The organism is Dellaglioa sp. CoH-55-MRSF-8, from assembly GCF_056782195.1.
Window position 1 is genome coordinate 17,685 of record NZ_JBXAYH010000002.1, and the last position, 25,181, is coordinate 42,865.

A 25,181-nucleotide genomic window follows, 5' to 3' on the forward strand; every position below is an offset into this window, starting at 1 on the left:
TAAATTTTAAAATAAAGAGGTATAACATTATGAAAATCATTGCGTATGGTATCCGAGAAGATGAATTATTGTATGTCCAAGAATGGGAAAAAGATAATCAAATTAAAATAAAAACTGTTAATGAATTATTAGACGAAAAAACAGTTCAATTAGCAGAAAATTATGACGCTATCGTTGCCTACCAACAAAAGGACTATACACCTGAATTAATTAAAAAAATTCATGATTTAAATATTAATTATTTATCGATTCGTAATACTGGTGTGGATAACGTTGATGGGGATGCAGTTAATAAGTATGGATTGATTGTGACGAATGTGCCATCTTATTCTCCAAGTGCTGTTGCGGAGCTATCTGTAGCTAAATTGTTGGAGTTATTTAGAAAAACACCACAATTTAATCGTAAAATGAAGAATAACGATTTCACTTGGGAACCCGATATCTCTAAAGAAATCCGCACACAAACAGTTGGTGTGATTGGTACAGGAAGAATTGGGCAAACAGCCATTAAAATTTTTAAAGCATTTGGTGCAAAAATTATTGGATATGATATTTATCAAAATCCTGCTTTGAAAGAAGAAGGAATCTATGTTGATACATTAGATGAGCTATATGCAAAATCAACAGTTATCACAATTCATAGCCCTGCTACTGAAGATAATTATCATTTATTAGATGACGAAGCATTTAGTAAAATGCAAAATGGTGTGCATATTTTGAATATGGCCAGAGGAACATTGATTGACACCGATGCACTGATAAGAGCGCTAGATTCAGGGAAAGTAGCCGGTGCCGCATTAGATACACTTGAAAATGAGACTGATTATTTCAATAAAGAATTAACAGAATCACAAGTAAATGGTACTTTTAAAAACTTATTGCAACGTGAGAATGTGTTAATTACCCCACACACAGCGTTCTATACAGAGCCTGCTGTCAGGAATATGGTTATAGATGCTTTGAATGCAAGTAAAGACTTAATAGAAACAGGACATTCTGATAAAGAAGTTAAATTTAAATAAAATTAGTCAGAAAATGGAGGATTTTGTATTATGAAACTAATTGCGTTCGGTATGAGAAAAGATGAAGTTGGATTTGGTAATCAATGGTCTGATGACAATCAAGTTGATGTTGAAATTACTCAAGATTTATTAACGAATGAAACGATACAGCAAGCGGATGGATTTGATGGTATTATTGCATTGCAAACAATCCCTTATAACGAAACATTATTTTCTAAAATGAAAGAGATGAATATTAAGATTCTTTCTGTTAGAAATGTCGGGGTTGATAATATTGATTTAGTTGCAGCTAAAAAATACGGTGTGACGGTGACAAATGTCCCAGCGTATTCACCTAACGCGATTGCTGAATTTTCTGTGACACAATTGATGCAACTCTTAAGAAGAACACCAGAATTTAATTTAAAAATTAAAAATCAAGACTATCGTTGGGCTCCAAATATTTCACGCGAGTTGAGAAGCTTAACCGTGGGTGTTATTGGAACTGGACGTATTGGCCGGGTTGCAATGGACATTTACAAAGGATTCGGTGCAAAAGTTATTGCATACGATGTCTATCCAAATGCTGAATTAAAAAAGAGTGGTATTTATGTTGATACATTAGATGAGTTGTTCGAACAAGCAGACGTTATTACATTACATACGCCAGCTACAAAAGAGAATGAACACATGCTTAATCGAGATTCATTTGAAAAAATGAAACACGGAGTTCTGATTGTAAATACAGCCCGTGGAACGTTAATTAATACTGAAGATTTAATTGACGCATTAAAATCAGGACAAGTTGGTGGAGCAGCTTTAGATACGTATGAATTCGAAAATCCAATATTTAATCATGATTTAACGGACTCATCTATTGAAGATCCATTATTTAATGAACTTTTAGATATGGTAAATGTTATTTTAACACCTCATATTGCATTCTATACTGAAACTGCAGTTAAAAATATGGTTGAAATTGCTTTGAATAGTGCTTATCAATTTTTAACAACAGGCGTTGTGGAAACAGAAGTTAAATAATTAAAAATAAGACTTGTGTTCTAATTTTAGATTTTGTATACTTAAAGACGATGTTAAAACATCAATTCACACCTTGTGGGATGTGACTGAGGGTGCTCGGGAGAGTCTTAGCACAGTTGAACACTTGGGAGGAAAATAAAACTTTTACTCGGAGGCACTACATTATGGCTGTTATTAGTATGAAACAATTGCTCGAAGCCGGTGTTCATTTTGGACATCAAACACGTCGCTGGAACCCAAAGATGAAACCATACATCTTTACTGAAAGAAATGGTATTTATATCATTGATTTACAAAAAACAGTTAAATTAGTTGATGCTGCTTATGCATCAATGAAAAAAGCTGCTGAAGATGATGGTGTTGTTCTTTTTGTTGGTACAAAGAAACAAGCACAAGATGCTATTGAAGAAGAAGCAACTCGTGCTGGACAATACTTTGTTAACCATCGTTGGTTAGGTGGAACTTTAACTAACTGGAACACAATTCAAAAACGTATCAAACGTCTTAAAGAAATCAAAAAAATGTCAGAAGATGGCACATTTGATCTTCTTCCTAAAAAAGAAGTTTCTTTATTAATTAAACGTAGAGATCGTCTTGAAAAATTCTTGGGTGGTATTGAAGATATGCCTCGCATCCCTGATGTATTATTCATTGTTGATCCTCGTAAAGAACGTATCGCTGTTAAGGAAGCTCAAAAATTGAATATTCCTATCATCGCTATGGTTGATACAAATAGTGATCCAGATGAAATTGATGTAAAAATCCCTTCAAATGATGATGCAATTCGTGCTGTACGTTTGATTACTGCAAAAATGGCTGATGCTATTATTGAAACTAATCAAGGTAAAGAAGAAGTGAATGAAGCTTCTTTCAAAAAGGCTGACGAAAAAGTAGATTCAATCGAAGATATCGTTGAAGCTGTTGAAGGCGGAAATGATAAAAAAACTGCTGAATAGTAAATAAATTAGGCTGTCTCAAAATTAGGTACTGTAATGGCCCTTTCTTTTGAGGCAGTTTTTTTAGATATAAAATCAATTAAATTATTTAAACAAGGAGGCCATTCAAATGGCAAAAATTTCTGCTTCTCAAGTTAAAGAATTACGTGATACAACTGGTGTCGGTATGATGGACGCAAAAAAAGCACTCGTTGAAGTTGACGGTGATATGCAAAAAGCAATCGATTTCCTCCGCGAAAAAGGTATGGCAAAGGCTGCTAAAAAAAGTGACCGTGTTGCTGCTGAAGGTCTATCTGATGTTCAATTCTCTGGTAACTTTGCAGCTATTGTTGAAGTTAACGCAGAAACTGATTTCGTTGCTCAAAACGAACAATTCAAAACACTTGTTAAATTGATTGCTACTAAAATTGCTGAAGCACATCCTAAAGATGTTGAAGAAGCACTTACAATTAAAACAGACCGTGGCACAATTAATGATGATTTAATTGAAGCAACACAAGTAATTGGTGAAAAAATTTCATTACGTCGTTTTGAATTAGTAGAAAAAACTGATAATGAAAGTTTTGGATCATACTCACATATGGGTGGCTCAATTTCAACACTTGTTGTCGTTACAGATGCTGATGAATCAACTGCTAAAGATGTTGCTATGCATGTTGCTGCAATTAATCCTAAGTATGTATCTCGTGAACAAGTACCTGCTGATGAATTGGCACATGAAAAAGAAGTACTTTCTAAAGAAGCTGCTAATGAAGGCAAACCAGCAAATATCATTGAAAAAATGGTTGAGGGTCGTTTAAATAAATATCTAGCTGATATTAGCTTAGATGATCAAGATTTTGTTAAAGATCCTGACATGACAGTTGCTAAGTATGTTGCTTCTAAGGGTGGAAAAGTTAAATTATTTATCCGTTATGAAGTTGGAGAAGGTCTTGAAAAGAAAGAAAATAATTTTGTAGACGAAGTTATGGGCCAAATTAAATAATTTTCTACAATCCAAAAGTTTGTGCTTTAAGCACAAACTTTTTTTAATAAATTTATTTTGATATAAATTGAATTATTAATTATACCTAAAATATGGTAAAATAATTGTAAATAGATTGTAGGAGGAACATTGGATGTCAGATGTTAAGTATCGACGCGTTATGTTGAAGTTAAGCGGTGAAGCATTAGCCGGAGAACAAGGATTTGGTATTAATCCACCTGTAATTAGAAAAGTTGCTGAAGAATTAAAAGAAATTCAAGAAATGGGTGTTGAAGTCGCTATCGTTGTTGGTGGTGGTAATATGTGGCGTGGTGAAGCTGGAGCCGCAATGGGTATGGAACGTGCGCAGGCAGATTATATAGGGATGCTAGGAACAGTTATGAATGCACTAGCATTGCAAGATAATCTTGAGTCTGTAGGTGTCCCAACTCGAGTTCAAACAGCTATTGAAATGCGCCAAATTGCAGAACCCTATATTCGCCGTAAAGCTGTTCGTCATCTTGAAAAAGGTCGCGTTGTTATTTTTGCTGCGGGTACGGGTTCACCATATTTCTCAACAGATACAACTTCAGCGTTAAGAGCTGCAGAAATTAATGCTGATGTTATATTGATGGCAAAAAATGGCGTAGATGGTGTCTATTCTGCTGATCCTCAAAAGGATGACTCAGCAACAAAATATGAAGAATTAACACATTTAGATATAATTAATAAAAACTTACAAGTTATGGATACAACTGCAAGTACATTATCGATGGATAATGATATTCCGTTAGTCGTATTTAATTTGAACGAACCAGGAAATATAAAAAAAGTTGTTCTCGGTGAAACCATCGGAACAACCGTTAGGGGAAAATAAATGAAAATAACAGAACCTATATTAGTTGATGCTCAAGATAAAATGTCAAAAGCAGAGGTTTCACTTCAAAAAAATCTTGGTAATATTCGGGCTGGTCGAGCTAATGCTAGTTTATTGAATAATGTGACAGTAGATTATTATGGTGCACCAACGCCACTTAATCAAGTTGCACAAATTTCAGTACCAGAAGCTCGCGTACTTTTAATTACGCCATTTGATAAAAGTGCTTTGAAGGATATTGAACATGGTTTATTAGTTGCTGATTTAGGAATTAGCCCTTCGAATGATGGATCAGCAATTCGATTAGTTATTCCTCAATTAACAGAAGAACGTCGTAAGGAATTAGCTAAAGACGTTAAAGCTGAAGCAGAAAATGCTAAAGTTATTATTCGTAATATCAGACGTGATGCAGTTGATGCCTTGAAAAAATCAGAAAAAAATGGTGATTTAACCGAAGATGATTTACGAGATTTAGAAAAACAAGCTCAAGATGTGACGAATGCATCAATTAAAAATATTGATAATATTCAAGCAGATAAAGAAAAAGAAATTTTAGCAGTTTAAATAAATAGCTTTATTTTAAGACAGGCGTCGTTTTGTGCCTGTTTTTTTGCTACAATAGAACATGTAACTATTCTTGGAGGTACAATATGGCTTTTAATTTTAAAAAAAATAAAACAAATGAATTAATCCAATTGGATATGGAAAGAATTCCTAAACATGTTGCTGTTATAATGGATGGTAATGGACGTTGGGCAAAAAAAAGGCATTTACCTAGAATTGCGGGACATAAAACCGGTATGGATACTGTAAAAACAGTAACTATGGCTGCAAGTGATTTAGGGATTAAAGTTTTAACACTTTACGCATTTTCTACTGAAAATTGGAAACGGCCCGAAACAGAAGTTAATTACCTGATGAGTTTACCGGGTACTTTTTTTGATAAGTTTGTACCAGAATTAATTGAAAAGAATGTAAAAGTTAATGTTATGGGCTACATTGATCAGCTTCCAAATGAAACAAAATTAGCTGTTCAAAATGCAGTGGAAGATACTAAAGATAATACAGGGATGGTTCTTAATTTTGCATTAAATTATGGTGGGCGAGCAGAGATTGTGACGGCTATCAAAAATATTGCAACTGATACCTCTAATGGTAAACTAAGCGTTGAAGAGATAACAGATAAAACAATTGACCAGTATTTAATGACTAGTAATTTAGCACCTTATAATGATCCGGAATTACTAATCAGAACTAGTGGTGAAGAAAGAATATCTAATTTCTTATTATGGCAAATTGCTTATAGTGAATTAGTGTTTACTGATACATTATGGCCTGATTTTTCTGAAGATGCATTAAAAGATGCAATACTAAATTATCAAAAAAGAGACCGCCGTTTCGGTGGTATAAAAGAATAGGAGAATTTTTATGAGACAGCGCGTAATTACGGCAATTGTGGCTCTCTGTATTTTCATACCATTGGTTATTATTGGTGGACTACCATTGCAGATATTTGCTTTAATTTTAGGATGCATTGGTATTTCGGAAGTATTTGTAATGAAGAAAAAATTATTGATATCACCAGAGGCTACTTTTGGTATCTTAATGACAATAACTGTGATTGCACCAGATAAGTGGTTTAAATTTTTACCAGCTCACATTTCTTCTGTAAATGTATTTTATTTTCTTGTTGCACTTCTATTAATGTATATGGTTACTTCAAAAAATCGTTTTTCATTTGATGATGCTGGTGTTTTTGTCTTAAGTTCTTTATATGTCGGGATGGGATTTCATTATTTTATTGCGGCAAGAGGCAACGATTTTAACGGATTAATGACATTAGCATATATTTTAATTGTTATCTGGACAACAGATACAGGTGCTTACATGTTTGGACGTAAGTTTGGTAAAAATAAATTAGCACCACATATTAGTCCAAATAAAACATGGGAAGGTTCAATTGGTGGAACATTAATGGCTACACTGTTAGGAAGTATCTTTATTTACTTCTTCCCACAAAATCATTCTTTTCCTATAATGATTTTGATTACGTTAATCCTTTCGGTATTTGGACAATGCGGTGATTTAGTTGAGTCCGCGTTTAAACGTTTCTATGGTGTAAAAGATTCTGGACGTATTCTACCTGGACATGGTGGTATTTTAGATCGATTTGATAGTTTAATATTTGTATGGCCAATTATGCATTTATTTGGGTTAATGTAATAAATTAAAGGGGGAGGATTCACATGATTAAAACGATTATTACATTTATTATCGTTTTTGGAATTTTAGTTGTGATTCATGAATTTGGTCATTACTATTTTGCAAAACGTGCTGGAATTTTAGTTCGTGAATTTTCAATTGGTATGGGGCCAAAAATACTTTCATTCCATAGAGGTAGTACAACGTACACTTTAAGAATATTACCTCTTGGTGGATATGTTAGAATGGCGGGAATCGCTGATGATGAAGATGAAGATTTAAAACCTGGTATGCCTATGAGTTTAATACTGGATAGTAATAATAAGGTTACAAAGATTAATACGAGTAAAAAAACAACGCTGTATAATGGTATCCCAATCGAATACCTAGATAGTGATTTGCAAAAAGAACTCTGGATTACAGGATATGAAAATGGTAATGAAGAGATAGTAAAAAAATATAATGTTGATCATGATGCGTTAATAATTGAAAAAGATGGCACAGAAATTCAAATCGCTCCTGAAGATGTTCAATTTCAATCAGCTACGCTTTGGAATCGAATTTTAACGAATTTTGCTGGACCGATGAATAACTTTTTATTAGCTATTGTTGCATTTATACTACTTGCTTTTATGCAAGGTGGCGTTGCAACCAATTTGAATCAAATTGGTACAATTCAAGAGAATTCTGCGGCTCAAAGGGCGGGGTTAAAAGCAAATGATAAAATTGTAGCTGTATCTGATAAAAAGACAACAAACTGGACTGAATTAACGACAGCGATTAGCAGTCGTCCTGATAAAAAAACTGACTTAAAAGTAATAAGGAACGGTAAAACAGAATCAATCGTTATTACACCTGAATCAAGTAAAACAGACTCAACAAAGATCGGTAAAATTGGTATTACAGTTAAAATGGATCACTCATTTATCAATAAAATTACTTATGGGTTTACGCAATCATGGAGTGTCGTGGCTAGTATTGTGGCTGTATTAGTAGGGATGTTTACTAAAGGTGTCAGCTTAAATGATTTTGGTGGTCCGGTTGCAATTTATGCAGTGACTTCAAATGCAGCAAGTTATGGGTTGGCGAGTGTTGTGTCATTGCTTGCATTCTTATCAATTAACTTAGGAATTGTGAATTTATTACCAATTCCAGCTTTAGATGGTGGAAAATTAGTACTAAATATTATCGAAGGAATTCGTGGCAAACCAATTTCACCTGAAAAAGAAGGTGTTATTACATTAGTTGGATTTGCATTTTTAATGATATTGATGATATTAGTCACATGGAATGATATTCAGCGTTATTTCTTTTAAATGAAAAAGGAGAATAAAATAGTATGAAACAATCACAATTATTAATACCAACAATGAAGGAAGTTCCAAGCGATGCTGAGGTTATCAGTCATCAAATGATGTTACGAGCTGGATATATTCGACAAGTTTCAGCCGGAATGTACAGTTATTTACCATTAGCTTTCTCCGTTATTAGAAAAATTGAAACAATTATTCGCGAAGAAATGGAAGCAATTGGAGCGGTTGAAATGCTTGTACCTGCCGTTATTCCTGCTGAATTATGGGAAGAAACAGGTCGTTATGAAACCTATGGTGATACACTTTTTAAATTAAAAGATCGACATGATAGAAAATTTATTTTAGGACCAACTCATGAAGAAACATTTACTTCTTTAATTCGTGATGAAATCAAATCATATAAAAAATTACCACTGACAATGTTCCAAATACAACAAAAATATCGTGATGAAAATAGACCTCGTTTTGGTATATTAAGAGGCCGTGAATTTTTAATGAAAGATGCTTATTCATTCCATGCGGATGAAGAAAGTTTAAATGATACTTATCAAAAAATGAATCGTGCATATCAAAATATTTTTGAACGCTGTGGTCTTAATTTTAGAAGTATTATTGGTGATGCAGGTGCAATGGGCGGTAATGATTCAAAAGAATTTATGGCAATTTCTGATATTGGTGAAGATACAATCGTTTATTCTGATAAGAGCGATTATGCAGCTAATTTAGAAATGGCAAAAAGTTTGAAAACATATAAGAATTCACATGAAGCGATTAAAGATATTGAAAAAATTGAAACACCAAATATTAAAACAATTGATGAGTTGGCTAAATTTATTGATACAGCAAGTGAAAATTTAATAAAATCATTATTATTTATGGCTGATGAAAAACCAGTGATGGTTTTAATGCGCGGAAATGATATTTTGAATGAAATTAAATTAAAAAACACATTAGGCGCTGATTTTTTACGTATGGCAACTGATTCAGATGTTACTGAAGTGTTGGGTGCAGAGTTTGGTTCACTTGGACCTGTTGGTGTTACAGAAGACGTAACAATTGTTGCCGACGAAGGAATTAAGGGAATGATAAATGCGGTCGTTGGTGCAAATACGACTGGTTCTCATTTATTTAACGCAAATATTGATCGTGATTACCGAGTAGATAAATTTGTAGATTTACGTTTGGCTCAAGAAGGTGAAACTTCACCTGAAGGGGAAGGCGAATTGAAATTTACTAAGGGGATTGAAATTGGTCATATCTTCAAAATTGGAACACGATATTCTGAGGCATTGGGCGCTAATATCTTAGATGATAATGGCCGCGAAAAACCTGTGATATTAGGTTGTTATGGAATCGGCGTTAGTCGTTTACTTGCAGCCATTGCAGAGCAACAAGCTGATGAAAATGGTTTAGTATGGCCTAGAAGTATTGCACCATACGATGTTCATGTAATTCCAATTAATGCTAAAAATGATGAACAAATGGCTCTAGCTAATGAAATTGACAAAAAAATGACTGAAAATGGTTACAAAGTATTGCTTGATGATCGTAAAGAACGTGCAGGTGTTAAATTTGCTGATTCAGATTTAATTGGATTACCTGTTCGAATTACAGTTGGTAAGAAAGCTGCTGATGGTATCGTTGAAGTGAAGTTACGTAGAAATGGTGAAACGATTGAAGTAACGAAAGACGAATTAGAGAGCTCTATCTCAATTTTATTAAAAGAAGAAAATCAAAACTAGTTAAAGAAGATTGAGTTCAAAAGAAAATTTTGACTCAGTCTCTTTTTCATTTTTAGAAAAGGAGTCAATCATTTGTCGCTTAATAATAAAGAATTATTCAATAAACTATTAGAACAAATTAATTTTCAATCAAGTGACCAACAAGATAGTGAAATATTGGATTTAATTGAAATTTCAACCGTAACTGTTCATGAAAAGTCAAAACTATGGGAATTCAAGCTAGTTGCCCCTAAAATTTTGCCATTTTCATTATTTAGTGACTTAGAAAATAAAATTGCAATTACATTTAAAGATATTGCAAAAACAAAAATAACTGTTCAAGTTGAGCAACCAGAATTAACAAACCAACTTTTAGGCGATTATTGGACATGGGCAGTTAAAAATAGTGAAGCTAATTCTTCGCTAGTACAAGAACTTTTTCATGGGAACGTCCCTTATCTTGATGATAGACGAGTGATGTTAATGGCTGAAAATGAAATTGTAAAAACGTTCTTAACAGGTCAAGCATTAGGACCAATTGAAACTGCGTATCAAATGGTCGGATTTCCACAGATAAATATTAATACATTATTAGATGAATCAAAATCACAAGAAAAAATAGAAGAAATTAGACAGCGAAAAGAATCTCAAGATGCCATAATGATGCAGAAGGCAACAGAAACTATTCAGAAACAAAATGAAAAGAAAAAGACTGATTCTCAAACTGTAATTAATGGACCTGTTCAAATGGGTAAAAAGATTAGTACAAAAGAGCCTGCAAAACGGATGGTTGAAATCATTGAAGAGGAACGCTCGGTTATTATTGAGGGATATATTTTCTCTAAGGAAATCCGGACGCTTAAGTCTGAAAGACAATTAATGATCATTAAAATGACGGATTATAGTTCATCCATGACCGTAAAAAAATTCTCTCGTAATGAAGAAGACGAAGCGATGTTTGCTGCTATTCAAGAAAAAGAATGGGTCAGAGTTCGTGGTGCAGTACAAGAAGATAATTTTATGCGAGATCTAGTGGTGAATGCTTACGATATTAATCAAGTCGACCACCCAAGCCGTCAAGAAACAGCTCCAGATGATGAACGACGTGTTGAATTACATTTACACTCAAATATGAGTCAAATGGATGCCACAAATTCAATTACGGATTATGTACAGCAAGCCAGTAAATGGGGACAAAAAGCAATTGCGATTACGGATCATTCTACCTTACAAAGTTTTCCTGAGGCTCATTCTGCTGGAAAGAAAAATAATATTAAAATTTTGTACGGTGTTGAGGCTAACGTTGTTGATGATGGTATTCCAATTGCTTTTAATGATAAGGATGTAAATCTAGAAGAAGCCACTTATGTTACTTTTGATACGGAAACAACGGGTTTATCTGCTCGATTTGATAAAGTTATTGAATTAGCTGCTGTTAAAATGACAAAGGGAAATGTCATTGAAGAATTTGATGAATTTATTGATCCAGGACATCATTTATCTGAAACAACAACTAATTTAACCTCAATTACGGATGAAATGGTTCATGGATCAAAATCTGAAGAAGAAGTTTTTAAATTATTTAGAGAATTTTCAGAAGGTAGTATTCTAGTTGCCCATAATGCTAGTTTTGATATTGGCTTTATGAATACTGGATATGAACGTCATGGCATGGAACCTATGCAAAATCCAATCATTGATACGTTAACGTTAGCAAGATTTTTACATCCCGAATTAAAAGGGTTTAGATTAAATACACTTTCCAAAAAATTCAATGTTAACTTGGAACATCATCATCGCGCTATTTATGATGCTGAGACAACTGGTCTTTTGTGTAATATCTTTATTAAAGATGCTAAGGAACGATTTGAAATAACGTCACATGTTCAATTGAATGATCATATGGGTGAGCATGATGCTTACAAACAAGCACGTCCATTCCATGTTACGTTACTTGCGACAACTCAAGCCGGACTTAAAAATATGTTTAAATTAGTTTCAACTTCGATGATAGATTATTTTTATCGGATGCCCCGCATCCCTCGAAGTGAGTTAAATAAATATCGTGAAGGTATTATCGTTGGTTCAGCGTGTGACTCAGGTGAAGTATTTACAGCAATGATGCAAAAAGGGATGGAAGAGGCTAAAGAAAAGGCTAAGTTTTATGATTACTTAGAAATTCAGCCTAAAGCATTATATGAACCTCTAATCCATCAAGAATTAATTAAGGATAATCAAAATTTAGAGGAAATTTTACAAAATATGGTTGATTTAGGACACGAAATGGATAAGCCGGTTGTTGCGACTGGAGATGTTCATTATATGAACCCTGAAGATAGTATTTATCGTAAAATTCTTGTTAATTCAATGGGTGGTGCTAATCCGTTAAATCGTTCTATTTTACCTGATGCACATTTTAGAACAACGAATGAAATGTTGGAAGGATTCCAATTTTTAGGTGCGGATGTTGCTAAAGAAATCGTTGTTACAAATACGAATTTAATCGCTAATATGATTGATGATGACATTTCTCCAGTTAAAGATCGATTATATGCACCGAAAATTGATGGCTCTGAAGAAGAAATTAAACAATTAACCTATAATCGCGCTCATGAACTTTATGGAGAAGAGTTACCTGAAACTGTGGTTAAACGTCTTGATAAAGAATTGACAAGTATCATTGATAATGAATTTTCAGTTATTTATTTAATTTCACAAAAATTAGTTCATAAATCTAACAAAGATGGTTATTTAGTAGGGTCCCGTGGATCTGTTGGGTCAAGTCTTGTTGCAACAATGACTGGAATAACAGAAATTAATCCATTACCACCTCATTATCGATGCCCTAAATGTAAATATACACATTTTTATGAAAAAGGTGAATATGGGTCTGGATTTGATTTACCAGACCAAGACTGTCCCAAATGTGGTACACCATTAGATAAAGATGGACATGATATTCCATTTGAAACTTTTCTTGGATTTTATGGTGATAAAGTTCCTGATATTGATTTGAATTTTTCGGGTGATTATCAAGCAATTGCGCATAATTATACGAAAGTTTTATTTGGGGAAGATTATGTTTTCCGTGCAGGAACAATTGGTACTGTTGCAGATAAAACGGCTTATGGTTATGTTAAGGGTTATGAACGTGATACTGGAGCAACGTTTAGAAATGCGGAGATAGATCGACTTGCTAAGGGGTCAACTGGCGTTAAACGGACGACCGGTCAACATCCTGGTGGTATCTTAGTTGTCCCTAACTATATGGATGTTTATGATTTTTCACCTATCCAGTATCCAGCAGATGACTCAACTTCCGAATGGAAAACAACCCATTTTGATTTCCATTCTATCCACGATAATATCTTGAAATTAGATATTTTGGGTCATGATGATCCAACCATGATTAGAATGTTACAAGATTTATCAGGAGTTGACCCAAAAACAATCCCTACGGATGATAAGGGCGTTATGCAAATATTCCAAGGGCCTGAAGTACTTGGTGTTACTAGCGACGAAATTTTCTCAAAAACAGGTACATTAGGTATTCCGGAATTCGGAACGAGATTTGTTCGAGGGATGCTAGAAGAAACAAAACCTAAAACATTTGCTGAACTATTAAAAATTTCTGGTCTATCACATGGTACAGATGTGTGGTTGGGAAACGCTGAAGAACTTATTTCTAATGGAACAATCACGATGCCGGAAGTTATTGGCTGTCGTGATGATATCATGATGGGGCTTATTCATATGGGTATGGAAGCTGGTAGCGCTTTTAATATTATGGAAGGTGTTCGAAAAGGAAAAGGTATCTCAGATGATTATCAAACTGAGATGAAAGCAGCAAAAATTCCAGATTGGTATATCGGAGCATGTTTAAAAATCAAGTATATGTTCCCTAAGGCACATGCTGCTGCGTATATTTTGATGGCCTTACGAATTGCATACTATAAAGTTTATTTTCCAATGTTATATTACTGTGCTTATTTCAGTGTTAGAGCAGATGATTTTGATTTAGTCGCAATGTCGCATGGTAAAGAAGCAGTGAAAAAAGCAATGAAAGATATTAATGATAAAGGGATGGATGCATCAACAAAAGAGAAAAATTTGTTGACGGTCCTTGAATTAAGCAATGAAATGCTTGAACGTGGCTTCCAATTTGGGATGATTGATTTGGATAAATCAGATGATTCAAATTGGATAATTGATGGTGATAAGTTAATTGCACCATTTAGAGCTGTACCAGGTCTTGGTAATAACGTTGCTAAGCAAATTATTGCTGCTCGTGAGGAACGCCCATTTTTATCTAAAGAAGATTTAGCTAAACGTGGTAAAGTTTCTAAGTCATTAATTGAGTATATGACTGAAAATAATGTTTTAAAAGCATTACCAGATGAAAATCAACTATCTATTTTTGATGATGTCTTTTTCTAAAAAGTGAGAACATAGCAGTTTGTTGATGTTTTCAGAAAATTATGCTATATTAAAGAAAGTATTTTGATATCTTGTTTGAGTGAGCAGCGATGCTCACTCTTTTTATTGGGAAAATGTAAGGAGGGTAACGTGTGAGTACTGTTATAGAGACTGTCACAGAGCTAGTTCAACCAATTGTTGATGAACAGAATATTGAATTGGTGGACATTGAATTTGTTAAAGAAGGCCCAAGTTGGTTTTTAAGAGTTTACATTGATAAACCTGAAGGCATTAAAATTGAAGAGTGTGTTGCTGTTAGTGATATTTTAAGTGAAAAATTAGATGAGATTAATCCTGATCCAATTCCACAAGCTTATTTTTTAGAGGTTTCATCACCTGGTGCTGAAAGACCTTTGAAAAAGGAAAAAGATTATGAAAGAGCTTTGAATGAATACGTTAATATTTCACTATATGAACCTATTAATAACGCTAAAATTTTTCAAGGTACCTTAACGGAATTAACAGCTGATGAATTAACAGTTGTTTATATGGACAAAACGCGTAAGAGAACGATCGTTATTCCTCGTCAAAAAATAGCTAAGGCGCGCTTAGCTATCAAATTTTAAGTAGCTTTTTATAAAGGAGTAAATTAAAGATGAGTAAAGAACTATTAAGTGCACTTACAGTGTTAGAAGAAGAAAAAGGTATTAAAAAAGAAGTTATTATTGATGCCATTGAAGCAGCATTAGTTTCTGCATACAAGCGTCATTACAATCAAGCACAAAATGTTGAAGTAGAGTTTGATTCAAAAAAAGGTAATATTACAGTTTATGCGGTTAAAGAAGTAGTCGAAGAAGTCTTTGATTCACGTCTTGAAGTTAGTTTGCAAGATGCTTTAGAGATTAATAAAGCATATGAAGTTGGCGATTCAATTCGATTTGAAGTTACACCTAAGGATTTTGGACGAATTGCTGCACAAACTGCTAAACAAGTTATCATGCAACGTGTTCGTGAAGCTGAACGTAGTATTGTTTATGATCAATATATTCAATATGAAAATGAAATCGTTAGCGGTGAAGTAGAACGTCATGATAATCGTTATATTTATGTTAATTTAGGTAAAGTGGAAGCTGTTTTAGCTAAGATTGATCAAATTCCTGGTGAAAGTTTTAATCCACATGATCGAATTAAAGTTTATATCACAAAAGTTGAGAATGCTGCTAAAGGCCCTCAAGTTTTTGTTAGTCGTTCACATCCTGACTTGCTAAAACGATTATTTGAACAAGAAGTTCCTGAAATATATGACGGAACAGTTGAAATTGTATCAATTGCTCGTGAAGCAGGTGACCGTGCTAAGGTAGCTGTTCGTTCGAATAATCCAGATATCGATGCTGTTGGTACTTGTGTTGGTCCTAAAGGACAACGTGTACAAACTATTGTTAATGAATTAAAAGGCGAAAATATGGATATTGTTGAATGGAATGAAGATCCTGCAAAATACATTGCTAATGCTTTGAATCCTGCAGAAGTTGTCAATGTTGTCTTTAATCCAGAAAATGATCATGCTTGTACTGTAGTTGTGCCAGATCACCAATTGTCATTAGCAATTGGTAAAAAAGGTCAAAATGCACGATTAGCTGCAAAATTAACAACGTTTAAAATTGATATTAAATCTGAATCTGATATGGTTAACAGTAGTGAAGAAAAAGAAGTTTCTGAAACAAACAAATAAGCCGATTAAAACTGATCGGTAATTGATTTGGAGGCAAATTAAAGTGATTAATCGTAAAATTCCAATGCGTAAAGATATCGTTACGGGTGAAATGAAACCTAAAAAAGAACTTGTTCGTGTTGTTAAGAATAAAGAAAATGAAGTATCTTTAGATCCAACAGGTAAGAAACCAGGGCGTGGCGCATATATTTTTCTTGATGTAGATGTGGCGAAGCAGGCTCAAAAAGAAAGAACATTCAATAAAGCATTCGGTATTAAGATTGACGAATCATTTTATGAAGAACTTGTCGAATATGTTGACCATCAGGTAGCTAGACGAGAATTATTTAAAGATGAAAAATAGTCAAAAATTCTTACAAATGCTAGGCTTGACCAGACGCGCAGGTATGTTGGTGACTGGTGAAGGACTAGTATTGAATGCTGTCAGGAAGAATAAAGCTAAATTGGTTATTCTTTCTGAAGATTGTGGACAAGCGACTTTAAAAAAAGTAACAGATAAGTGCAACAGCTATAATGTTAAATTATATGTTGGATTTTCAAAAGCCAGTTTAAGTGAGGCCGTTGGACAACAGCGCACAGTGTATGCTATTACCGATAAAGGTTTTAGCAGAAGGATGTGTGACTTAATGGATATATAGAAGGAGCATGCAAATATGGGAAAAAAAAGAATTTATGAATTAGCTAAAGAGCTAGAATTAAATACTAAAGATATTATTGATTTTGCAACGACAAAAGGTTTTGATGTTAAAAATCATATGTCAACTATTGGTGATAATGAAGAACGTCAGATTCGCGATAAATTTAAAAAGGGCGCTGCTAAAGTAGTTGCTGCAAAGAAAATGGTTGAAAAAACTGTATCTAATGCAACACCGAAAAAACCAGTAGCAAAACCTGTTGCAAAGAAACCAGCACAACCTGCTAAAACAACGAATAGTAAACCTGTTGCTCAAAAATCATCGCAGGTAGCTTCAAAACCAGTAGCAAGAACAACTAACGCTGCACCAAAGACAACAAATGAAAAGCCAGCAAATCGTCCTCAAAATAGTACACAATCAAGTGCTAGAACTGCTAATAATGGTAATGCTAATCAGCAAGGACGTTCGAGATTTAATAATAATAACCGTTATGGGAATAATCCTTATAACAAACGTAACAGAAATAAGAAAAACCGTCGTTCAACGACACCAAAACCACCTGTATCACCCAGAAAAGATAAACCATTACCAGAAATCTTATATTACAATGCTGCAACTAATGTTGCTGAAATTGCTAAAAAGATTCATCGTGAACCAGCAGAAATTATTAAAAAATTATTTATGTTAGGCGTAATGGTTAACCAAAATCAAACACTCGATACAGATACAATTGAAATTTTAGCAGCAGAATATGGTATTAAATCAGAAGCTAAAATCGATGTAGATGTTGCTGATATTGATAAAATGTTTGATGCAGAAATTAAAAATGAAGATAATCTTGTTTCAAGACCACCAGTTGTTACAATCATGGGACATGTTGATCATGGTAAGACAACCTTACTTGATAAATTACGTCATACACATGTTACTGATGGTGAAGCTGGTGGTATTACACAACATATTGGTGCTTACCAAGTAAAACATGATAATAAAACAATTACATTCTTAGATACACCTGGACATGCTGCATTTACAAATATGCGTGCTCGTGGTGCCGATATTACTGATATCACTGTTTTAGTTGTTGCTGCTGATGATGGGGTTATGCCTCAAACAATTGAAGCAATTAATCATTCTAAAGCAGCCAATGTACCTATTATTGTTGCTGTTAATAAAATGGATAAGCCCGGTGCTAATCCTGCTCATGTTACAGAACAATTGGCTGAATATGAATTAATTCCTGAAAGTTGGGGTGGTGATACTATTTTCGTTGAAATTTCAGCGAAAACAGGCACAAACCTTGATGAATTATTAGAAATGATTTTACTTGAAGCCGAAGTTCTTGAATTACAAGCAAATCCAAAACAAAAGGGTATTGGATCTGTTATTGAAGCTCGTCTTGATAAAGGCCGTGGAACAGTTGCTTCATTACTTGTTCAACAAGGTACGTTAAAAGTTGGTGATCCAATTGTTGTTGGTAATAGTTTCGGACGTGTCCGTACTATGACAAATGATAAAGGCCGTCAAGTTAATAAAGCTAAACCTGCTACACCAGTAGAAATTACTGGTTTGAATGATGTTCCAGGTGCTGGCGATCGTTTCGTTGTCTTTGATGATGAAAAAACTGCTCGTGCAGCTGGTGAAGAACGTGCTAAACGTGCTTTAACAAAAGAACGTGGAAATGTTACGCATGTAACACTTGATAACTTGTTTGATTCACTTAAAGAAGGCGAATTAAAAGAAGTTGCTGTTATTATTAAAGCAGATGTTCAAGGTTCAGTTGAAGCTCTTGCAGGAAGTTTGAAGAAGATTGATGTTGAAGGTGTTCGAGTTAATATCATTCATCAAGCAGCTGGTGCAATTACTGAAAGTGATGTTACTTTGGCAGAAGCAAGTAATGCTATCATTATAGGATTTAATGTTCGTCCAACACCTCAAGCTAAACTTCAAGCACAATCTGACGAAGTTGATATTCGCTTACATCGTGTTATTTATAACGCAATTGAAGAAATTGAAACGGCTATGAAGGGAATGCTTGAACCAGTCTTTGAAGAAAAAATAACTGGACAAGTTGAAATTCGTGAAACATATAAAGTTACAAAAGTTGGAACAATTGGTGGTGCTTACGTCACTGAAGGTTACATCGAAAGAGATAGCGGCGTTCGTTTAATTCGTGATGGTATTGTTATTTATGAAGGTAAATTAGCAAGCTTGAAACGCTTTAAAGATGACGCTAAAATTGTTAAACAAGGTTTCGAATGTGGTGTCATGATTGAAAAATACAATGACATTAGAGAAGGCGACCAAATTGAAGCCTACGTTATGGAAGAAGTTCCAGTTAAATAATTCATAACAACTATAGGAGGATATAAAATGACACAACATTACCGTGTAGGTCGTTTATCACAAGAAATTCAAAAAGAAGTTAATGATATTCTTTTAAAACGAGTGAGAGATCCTCGAGTTGAAGGTGTCACAATTACGGGAGTTAATGTAACTGGTGATTTACAACAGGCGACAATTTACTATAGTATATTGTCAAATATGGCATCAGATGCACAAAAAACACAACGTGGTTTGGAAAAAGCTTCTGGATTAATTCGTGGTGAACTTGGATCAAGATTATCAATTTATAAAACACCAGAATTGGTTTTTGTAAGAGATGAGTCAGTTCAATATGGTGATAAAATTGATCAATTACTTAAAAAGATAGATTCTGAATATTAAAATAAAAATCCTGATACCGTTTGTTGCTCTATTTAAACTGTTGTTGATGGATAACTTTATGAAGGTCCTAATCCTTAGTGATTAGGCCTTTTTTTCTCCTCATCAATGGAGATATTATCTTATAATATAATCATATCTTTTATTTTTAATAGTAATCAAGTAAAATTAGTTGTAAGTATTGGTATCTCATATCTTTGATTATATGGTGTAGTTGAATACTAATTCATTTGAAGAATTATGAATTTTTCTTATACCACTATTCAACAATCATTAGATAGTGTGGTAATTTCCTTTAAAAAATTAATTTAATTTTCAAAATATATATTAGAAAGAGGTACTAATTTGAATTCAGAGCAATATAAAGAATTATTAACTTCACAGTCAAAAGAAGTATTAATTCGATTACTAACAAAATATACTGAGAATAAATACGAAATAAAGAATGATATATTAGCTGATTTGGGATTTTTGGATGAAGAAGAAGAAATAGAAGATGCAAAGGAACGAATTCGAGAAATTATTTATGAAAATAGGAAACAAGGGTATGTTTCGTGGAGAGGATACGACAATATTAGTGAAGTAGTCGATAATCTGCTCTCTATTTGTGACGTGAGATTTAGTCAAAATTATTTAAAAGCACCTATGTTAATATTATTAGATTTATTAGAACAATTAGTAAAGGTCAGTGAGTATACAGAATTAGGGTTTATGATTGAGCAAGAGAGTATACTTTCTAAAATACGGATTTATGTAGAAAAACTGTCTGTTAAAGATGGGGCAGATGAAAAGAAAAAATTAATTGTTACGAATGTTATTCGATATGCTAAAAAAAATTTTTGGAATGAATGGGCGGTGAGTGATTTTGATTTACTCAGTCTCATTCTTCCTTTGCTAAATACAAAAAATACGGATAAAGTATTGAAAATTGCCGATAAAATTAGTACAAGATTTGATGAATATACACAACAAGATAGGAAAAGTAAATATTTATTATTTAAAATTAAATTGTTCTTCCAAGTAAATAAAATTAAAGAAGCAGAAGAAATTATTAATAATAATTTAGATATTGATGATGTTAGAATGTTTAAAGTTGAGTTAGCTGTTTCAAGAAAAGACTATGAAGTTGCAGAAAAATTAGTACTAAAAAAATTAATTACAGATAATGATAAAAATATTCAATATTTACAACCTTGGTATACTCGACTAGATACTATCTATGAGGAGACAAATCAAGTTCAAAAAAGAATTGAGTATTTAAAACAGGCATTATATAAAGGCAATGATTCCGATTATAAAAAATTAAAAAAGCTTTTAGTTGATAATGGATTTTGGAAAGCTGAATACCCTGATATTCTGAAAAACATTTCTAAAACACTTGATAATTGGCAACTTGCACAGATATTAGCAGATGAAAACGAAGCTACCATTTTGCTACAATTAATTAAAAAAAATCTGAATTTATTTATGAATTATGGAAAATATATTTACCCACTATATCCCAAAGAAGCTAACATGATGTTTGAAAGCATAGTTAAAGATTTAATAGTTAAAGCTAAAAATAGAAAAGACTATCAAAATATTGGCGATTATATTTTACGGTATAATAACTTTGGAGATGAGGAAGTAGCAATATCTCTTTGTGAGGGTTTGAAAAAGAAATATAAAAATCGGCCTGCACTACAAAAAGAAATGGATAACGTTATGGAAAGAATAAAAAATTATGATGTTTATGGGAAGTTTTGTGAATAATAACGTAGCTAAAACTGTTGGTAAATAGGTATTTAGGAATGATGATAGATAGTTATCTCTTAAATAGAAATTTCAATATTTATAAAAATTAGAATCGATATCCCTTGTTTTACTGATTATGATATACTGTTAAAAGTATATTAACGGAGGTAAGACAATGGACGGAATTATTCCACTATTCAAAGAACGTGGTATGACCAGTCATGATTGTGTTTTTAAGTGTCGTGGCATTTTTCAAACCAAAAAAGTTGGTCATTCAGGTACTCTTGATCCAAATGTTGATGGTGTTCTACCGATTTGTATTGGTAAAGCGACAAAAACAGTAAACTATTTGATGAATTCTGGCAAAGTATATGCGGGTGAAATAACACTTGGTTTCTCTACAGAAACTGAAGATTTAGATGGCGAAATAATCGAAGAAAAAGAGATTATAGATCCTTTCACATCGGAAGAAATTGATGATGTTATGAACCAGATGACAGGTACAATGATTCAAATTCCACCAATGTTCTCAGCTGTTAAAGTAAACGGACGTCGCTTATATGATTACGCTCGTAAAGGTGAAACAGTGGAACGTCCAGAAAGACAAATAACGGTGACTTCATTTATTCAAACGAAAGCTACAGAATATGATTTAGAAAATAAAAGACAAAAAATTTATTTTGAAGTTGCATGTGGAAAAGGGACCTATGTTAGGACGCTAGCTGTTGATCTCGGTAAAAAATTAGGTGTACCTGCAGTTATGTCCGACCTGACTAGACTGGAAAGCGGCGGTTTTAGAATTGATAAGGCGTTTACCCTGGACCAATTAAATGAGGCTAAAGTCAATGGGACGTTAGAATCGTTGTTATATCCAATTGATACAGCGCTAACATCATTTAAAAGGTATGAATTAACAACTGAACAGTGGCTTATTGTCCAAAATGGTGGATTTTTAGCAGTTGATTCGTTTAATAATGAGCCAACAGTTTCTCTAGTTTATGAAAATAAAATTAGATGTTTATACAGATTGAATAGTGAAAAAAATCGTTATCAGTCTGAGACAATGTTTGATTTAGGATAAAGGAAGATATTGGAACATGAAAGTTATTTATTTAACTGAACCGTATAACCCTAACGAAATTAGTAATGATTCTATTTCACTTGCTATGGGTTTTTTTGACGGTGTTCATTTAGGACATCAAAAAGTAATACAAGAAGCTAAGCAAAAAGCTAACGAAAAAAATATTAAACTTGCAGTAATGACATTTGATAAGCATCCGTCAGTACAATTTCAAAAAGCACCCGAACAAAGTGTAAAATATTTAACGTCTATGGAAAAAAAAATATTATTAATGAAGCAATTAGGCGTTGATATTTTTTATATTTTAACGCTAAATAATAGTTTAGCAAAAATGGAACCACAAGATTTTGTCGATAAATATATGGTTGCATTGCATGTAAAGGTAGTAGTTGCAGGATTTGATTATACGTATGGTAAAAAAGATATCGCAAATATGGATACACTACCTTTATATGCTAATCAAAAATTTGAAATTATTACTGTGCCTGAATTAGCGACGAATCATCAAAAGATAAGTTCATCTCGAATTAGAATGGAAATTGATAACGGACATATTAGCGATGTTAATAAGTTATTGGGCTATAAATATGAAACACTTGGTAAAGTTGTTCACGGTGAAGCTAGAGGTAGAGAACTTGGCTTTCCAACATTAAATTTAGAATTCAATGAACACATTCGAATTCCGGGACCCGGAATATATGTGACTAGCGTTCAGGTTGGTGATGTCTGGTATCGTGGGATGGCATCTATTGGCTACAACGTAACGTTTGGAAAAAATCGTGAATTAACGGTCGAAATAAATTTATTTGATTTCAACGAGATGATTTATGGCCAAATTGTTACGGTTCAATGGTTAGCATATTTGAGAAGTGAAGTTAAATTTGAAGGTATTCCTGGATTAATTACGCAATTAAATAAAGATAAAAAAAATACTAATACTTATTTTGACCAACACATATAAGTATTGGTTTAATGGCTGACTAAATAGGATATATTTAGTCAGCCATTTTCTTTAAAAAAGTGAGTGCATTCCTTGACAATAATCTCAACATTTAGTATATTAATAGTTGTCTTAGCACTCCATTGTGTTAAGTGCTAAAAAGAGGTGATTGATCATGCTAACAGAAAGACAAATGTTAGTGTTAGAAGCAATTGTCAGAGTATATACAGAGGTTGGTCAACCTGTTGGTTCTAAATCGGTCGTTGATTTTTTACCAATGCATGTAAGTTCAGCAACTATCAGAAATGAAATGGTGACATTGGAAAATAATGGGTTAATTAAAAAAACACATTCTTCTTCTGGTAGAATTCCTTCATTTTTAGGTTATCGATATTATGTTGATCACATTGTTAAACCCGGCGTTGTTCCAGCAGCGGAATTAGCGAATATTCAAAATTCTCTTGGTGTTCATTTTCAAAAGATTGATGAAATATTTGCAGAATCAACTAAGATTCTTTCGGACTTAACAAATTATACAGCGATTTCTTTACGACCTGAAACAATGGAAAGTCGTCTCGAAGGTTTTCGATTAGTACCATTAGGAAATCATCGAATTATGGCTATTCTTGTGATGAGTAGTGGCGTTGTTGAGAATCAGACATTCAGTATTCCTAAATCGATTAACGGATCAGATTTAGAAGCCGTAACAAGGTTGTTGAATGACCAATTAATTGGGTTGTCATTAGCTGAAATTTCTAAGAAGTTAAGAACAAGTATCCCAGTTATGTTGGTTAATTATATGCGTAGGCCAGCTGGTATTTTAGATATTTTTGGTAATATTTTAAAGCAGGCAGCACGTGAACAAGTTTTTGTTGGCGGTAAATCTAATATATTAGATTTTGCTACCGATAGTAACGTGGATGAATTAAAATCATTATATGATTTAGTAGACACATCAAATAACAAGAATATTGGTGAATTAATTGGAATTCAAGGTAAACCTATTCAAATTAAAATTGGTGAGGAATTAACGAACCAATTACTTGATAACTATAGTCTTATATCAGCTAGTTATGATGTTAGTGACCATGGTCAAGGGGTTATCGCATTATTGGGTCCTACAAATATGCCATATTCAAAAATGATTGGTTTATTAGATGCATTTAGTGATGAGCTTGCTAAAAAATTGTTAGATTATTATCAACAATTTGATAAATAAGAAAAGGGGTGTTGTGTGTGGTTAAAGATGCCAAAGAAGATTTAGTTGAAGAAGATGTTACACAAGAGCAACATCAGTCTAGTGAAGCAACTAATCAAAATGAGAAAAAAAGTTCTGTTACTGATAAAGTAAAAGAAAAATTTAGTAAAAAGCCTTCTGATGCAGATAAATTAGTTGAGTTACAAGCTAGTTTAGACACAATGGAAGATAAATATTTACGAGCAGAAGCCGAAATGGCAAATATGAATACACGCTTTAAGAAAGAACAAGAACAACTCTTAAAGTATAGCGGGCAATCATTAGCTAAAGATGTTCTACCAGTTATCGATAATTTGGAACGAGCATTGGCAATTGAGGTTGACACTGAGAGTGGCGAACAACTTAAAAAAGGTATTGAATTAGTTTATAAAGATGCACAAAAAGCATTAACTAATAATGACGTTATAGAAATTGCAACTGATGACGTTACTTTTGATCCAAATGTTCACCAAGCAGTTCAAACAGTTCCAGCTTCTGATGATCAAAAAGCAGATACAATTGTTCAAGTCCTTCAAAAAGGATATAAATTAAAAGATAGAGTGTTACGTCCAGCAATGGTCGTTGTCGCTCAATAATAATATAAGAA

Annotated in this window: 22 protein-coding genes; all 22 read left to right on the forward strand. The window is 33.2% G+C overall.

Going from position 1 to position 25,181, the window contains the following annotated elements; all coding sequences use genetic code 11:
- Positions 1-29 precede the first annotated feature (29 nt).
- The 22 genes from AC1RPW_RS01920 to grpE all read left to right on the forward strand — a co-directional run bounded on the left by AC1RPW_RS01920 (position 30) and on the right by grpE (position 25,170).
- The gene (locus AC1RPW_RS01920; protein ID WP_481761389.1) at positions 30-1,022 is read left to right on the forward strand and encodes a D-2-hydroxyacid dehydrogenase; all 993 of its coding nucleotides are present in this window, start codon (positions 30-32) and stop codon (positions 1,020-1,022) included.
- Positions 1,023-1,052: 30 nt separating this feature from the next.
- Positions 1,053-2,042 carry a D-2-hydroxyacid dehydrogenase gene (locus AC1RPW_RS01925; protein WP_481761388.1) on the forward strand — a complete coding sequence of 330 codons (990 nt, stop codon included), beginning with the start codon at positions 1,053-1,055 and terminating at the stop codon, positions 2,040-2,042.
- Between the two features lie 164 nt (positions 2,043-2,206).
- The gene (gene rpsB, locus AC1RPW_RS01930) at positions 2,207-2,998 is read left to right on the forward strand and encodes a 30S ribosomal protein S2 (protein ID WP_409022443.1); all 792 of its coding nucleotides are present in this window, start codon (positions 2,207-2,209) and stop codon (positions 2,996-2,998) included.
- Between the two features lie 109 nt (positions 2,999-3,107).
- Complete coding sequence (tsf, locus tag AC1RPW_RS01935) at positions 3,108-3,983, forward strand: translation elongation factor Ts (protein ID WP_481761387.1); 876 nt, start codon at positions 3,108-3,110, stop codon at positions 3,981-3,983.
- A 133-nt stretch (positions 3,984-4,116) separates the two neighbouring features.
- Positions 4,117-4,839, forward strand: a complete 723-nt coding sequence (pyrH, locus tag AC1RPW_RS01940; RefSeq protein WP_481761386.1) for a UMP kinase — start codon at positions 4,117-4,119, stop codon at positions 4,837-4,839.
- The gene (frr, locus tag AC1RPW_RS01945) at positions 4,840-5,403 is read left to right on the forward strand and encodes a ribosome recycling factor (protein ID WP_409022446.1); all 564 of its coding nucleotides are present in this window, start codon (positions 4,840-4,842) and stop codon (positions 5,401-5,403) included.
- Between the two features lie 86 nt (positions 5,404-5,489).
- Entirely contained in the window at positions 5,490-6,257 is a 768-nt protein-coding gene (locus AC1RPW_RS01950) for an isoprenyl transferase (RefSeq protein WP_481761385.1), read from the forward strand.
- Between the two features lie 10 nt (positions 6,258-6,267).
- The gene (locus AC1RPW_RS01955) at positions 6,268-7,062 is read left to right on the forward strand and encodes a phosphatidate cytidylyltransferase (protein WP_409022448.1); all 795 of its coding nucleotides are present in this window, start codon (positions 6,268-6,270) and stop codon (positions 7,060-7,062) included.
- A 23-nt stretch (positions 7,063-7,085) separates the two neighbouring features.
- Positions 7,086-8,357, forward strand: a complete 1,272-nt coding sequence (gene rseP / locus AC1RPW_RS01960) for an RIP metalloprotease RseP (RefSeq protein WP_481761384.1) — start codon at positions 7,086-7,088, stop codon at positions 8,355-8,357.
- A gap of 23 nt (positions 8,358-8,380) precedes the next feature.
- Positions 8,381-10,096, forward strand: a complete 1,716-nt coding sequence (locus tag AC1RPW_RS01965; RefSeq protein ID WP_481761383.1) for a proline--tRNA ligase — start codon at positions 8,381-8,383, stop codon at positions 10,094-10,096.
- Positions 10,097-10,168: 72 nt separating this feature from the next.
- Positions 10,169-14,512 carry a PolC-type DNA polymerase III gene (locus AC1RPW_RS01970; protein WP_481761382.1) on the forward strand — a complete coding sequence of 1,448 codons (4,344 nt, stop codon included), beginning with the start codon at positions 10,169-10,171 and terminating at the stop codon, positions 14,510-14,512.
- A 131-nt stretch (positions 14,513-14,643) separates the two neighbouring features.
- Positions 14,644-15,117 (forward strand): ribosome maturation factor RimP, encoded by a 474-nt coding sequence (gene rimP, locus AC1RPW_RS01975; protein WP_409022452.1) that lies wholly within the window; start codon positions 14,644-14,646, stop codon positions 15,115-15,117.
- Positions 15,118-15,146: 29 nt separating this feature from the next.
- Positions 15,147-16,223 (forward strand): transcription termination factor NusA, encoded by a 1,077-nt coding sequence (nusA, locus tag AC1RPW_RS01980; protein WP_409022453.1) that lies wholly within the window; start codon positions 15,147-15,149, stop codon positions 16,221-16,223.
- Positions 16,224-16,266: 43 nt separating this feature from the next.
- Positions 16,267-16,566 carry an RNase P modulator RnpM gene (rnpM, locus tag AC1RPW_RS01985; protein ID WP_409022454.1) on the forward strand — a complete coding sequence of 100 codons (300 nt, stop codon included), beginning with the start codon at positions 16,267-16,269 and terminating at the stop codon, positions 16,564-16,566.
- Positions 16,556-16,861, forward strand: a complete 306-nt coding sequence (locus tag AC1RPW_RS01990) for a L7Ae/L30e/S12e/Gadd45 family ribosomal protein (protein WP_409022455.1) — start codon at positions 16,556-16,558, stop codon at positions 16,859-16,861. The genes rnpM and AC1RPW_RS01990 overlap by 11 nt, the downstream gene beginning before the upstream one ends.
- 15 nt (positions 16,862-16,876) lie before the next feature.
- Positions 16,877-19,204 (forward strand): translation initiation factor IF-2, encoded by a 2,328-nt coding sequence (gene infB, locus AC1RPW_RS01995; protein WP_481761381.1) that lies wholly within the window; start codon positions 16,877-16,879, stop codon positions 19,202-19,204.
- A gap of 27 nt (positions 19,205-19,231) precedes the next feature.
- Complete coding sequence (gene rbfA / locus AC1RPW_RS02000) at positions 19,232-19,585, forward strand: 30S ribosome-binding factor RbfA (protein WP_409022457.1); 354 nt, start codon at positions 19,232-19,234, stop codon at positions 19,583-19,585.
- 342 nt (positions 19,586-19,927) lie between these two features.
- Positions 19,928-21,334 carry a tetratricopeptide repeat protein gene (locus tag AC1RPW_RS02005; protein WP_481761380.1) on the forward strand — a complete coding sequence of 469 codons (1,407 nt, stop codon included), beginning with the start codon at positions 19,928-19,930 and terminating at the stop codon, positions 21,332-21,334.
- Between the two features lie 157 nt (positions 21,335-21,491).
- Positions 21,492-22,397 carry a tRNA pseudouridine(55) synthase TruB gene (gene truB / locus AC1RPW_RS02010; RefSeq protein ID WP_481761379.1) on the forward strand — a complete coding sequence of 302 codons (906 nt, stop codon included), beginning with the start codon at positions 21,492-21,494 and terminating at the stop codon, positions 22,395-22,397.
- Between the two features lie 16 nt (positions 22,398-22,413).
- Positions 22,414-23,358: a riboflavin biosynthesis protein RibF gene (ribF, locus tag AC1RPW_RS02015; protein WP_481761378.1), complete on the forward strand. Its 945-nt coding sequence runs from the start codon at positions 22,414-22,416 to the stop codon at positions 23,356-23,358.
- A 154-nt stretch (positions 23,359-23,512) separates the two neighbouring features.
- Positions 23,513-24,556, forward strand: a complete 1,044-nt coding sequence (hrcA, locus tag AC1RPW_RS02020) for a heat-inducible transcriptional repressor HrcA (RefSeq protein ID WP_409022460.1) — start codon at positions 23,513-23,515, stop codon at positions 24,554-24,556.
- Positions 24,557-24,573: 17 nt separating this feature from the next.
- Positions 24,574-25,170: a nucleotide exchange factor GrpE gene (gene grpE, locus AC1RPW_RS02025; RefSeq protein WP_481761377.1), complete on the forward strand. Its 597-nt coding sequence runs from the start codon at positions 24,574-24,576 to the stop codon at positions 25,168-25,170.
- Positions 25,171-25,181: the final 11 nt, after the last annotated feature.